Raw genomic sequence first — 1679 nt, 5'->3', positions numbered from 1 at the left:
ACAGAAAACCTGGCAGGAAATGACTGAAGGATCCGTTTCAAACAGGAAAATTAAACCCCACCCGGGGCCGCTTTGTTGCGGCACAATTGCGCGATGGCGGTCACCTGACGCCGTCGTTCCTTTCCATCTTTAGAGTGATTGCTGGTGCAGGCGACCCGTTTAACCCTGATTTGTCACGCTCGAACCGTCGCACAGAAATTGGCGCGTTTTCCTCTGGACGAGCCTTTGGAGATGGATTGGCAAGCGCTCAGGCTTTCCCGTCGCAATCAGTTCAGGGGCGCTGCGCGCCTTGTCTGCGGCCCGGAGTTGCGCACCCGGCAAACCGCCGAACTGTTTGGCAGCGCGCCGCAGATTGTCGACGCACTGAGGGACTGTGACTTCGGGCGCTGGAGTGGAATACGCATTAGTGATCTGCAAAAAAACGATTCCGAGACGCTCCAGCATTGGCTGGGCGACCCGGCTTCGGCACTCCACGGTGGCGAGTCACTGGTGCAACTGGGCGAGCGCGTCGGCGCATGGTTGACTACGTTGCAGTCGACGCCGGGGCACATCGTCGCCATTACCCATCCCTTCGTCATCCGTGCCGCACTGACGCAGGTGTTGCAAGGCGCATCGTCCAGCCTGATCGACGTCGAACCCCTGTCGGCGGTCGAACTGAGGTTCCATGGCCGCTGGCGGCTGCGCTTGCCGGGCACCGACCCCGAGGATCTGCTGTGATGAAAAAACTCCTGGTTATCGGCATAGGTGCTGGCAATCCCGACTACATCACGATGCAAGCGGTGAAGGCGCTGAATCAGGTCGACGTTTTTTTTCTCATGGACAAGGGCGAGAGCAAAAACAAACTCATCGATTTGCGGCGCGAAATCTGCGAACGCTACATCACCGATCGCGATTACCGTTTTGTCGAAGCCCAAAGCCCGGAGCGCGAGCGTGGTGAGGTGGACTACAAGACCAGTGTCGACGACTTGAACCTGGCCAAACAGCAGACCTTCGAACGGCTGATCAACGATGAAATGTCTGACGGCCAGTGTGGTGGTTTTCTGGTGTGGGGCGATCCCGCGCTGTATGACAGCACCCTTCGCATCTTGCAGGCGATCCAGGCCTCAGGTGCCTGCACGTTCGAGTTCGAGGTGATCCCCGGCATTACCAGCGTCCAGGCGTTGGCGGCACAGCACAAGGTGCCGCTCAACCAGATTGGCCGCTCGGTTGAAATCACMACGGGCCGGCGTCTGGCGGCAGGGCAGGTGAGCGATGCCGACAGCCTGGTGGTGATGCTCGATGCCCAGGATGCTTACCATCAGGTGGTGGATCAGGACACCGAGATTTACTGGGGCGCCTATCTGGGGACGCCGGATGAAATCCTGATCAGCGGCAGGCTCAAGGATGTGGCGGATGAAATCCAACGGGTGCGAAAGGCTGCGCGGCTGGCCAATGGCTGGATCATGGATACCTATTTATTGCGCAAGCCTTGAGCACTGAACTGCCCGGTCTGACGCCTTCGCGAGCAGGCTCGCTCCCACATTATTTGAAATGCAGTTCCCTAATGAAATGGCTACCCCCGCCGCCCCCTGTGATCGACCACTAAGCTTTCACAGGGGGCTTATCGGAGATCATTGCCATGAGCAAAGTAGCTATTGCCGCCATCGATCTGGGAAAACACACCTTTCATCTACATGCAC

At 58.2% G+C, this 1679-nt stretch carries 2 protein-coding genes; both read left to right on the top strand.

The annotated features are described in order from the left end of the window. The first annotated feature begins 144 nt into the window (after positions 1 to 144). The gene (locus tag ACXRVY_RS27655) at positions 145 to 717 is read left to right on the top strand and encodes a histidine phosphatase family protein (RefSeq protein ID WP_223463052.1); all 573 of its coding nucleotides are present in this window, start codon (positions 145 to 147) and stop codon (positions 715 to 717) included. After that, on the top strand, positions 717 to 1472 hold the full coding sequence (gene cobF / locus ACXRVY_RS27650; protein WP_457266342.1) for a precorrin-6A synthase (deacetylating): 756 nt from the start codon (positions 717 to 719) through the stop codon (positions 1470 to 1472). Before ACXRVY_RS27655 ends, cobF begins: the two co-directional genes overlap by 1 nt. Positions 1473 to 1679: the final 207 nt, after the last annotated feature.

Source organism: Pseudomonas sp. P5_A2_2, assembly GCF_054177685.1.
The sequence above is the reverse complement of the archived record's forward strand: the minus strand, read 5'-3'. Positions and strand labels throughout refer to the sequence as shown.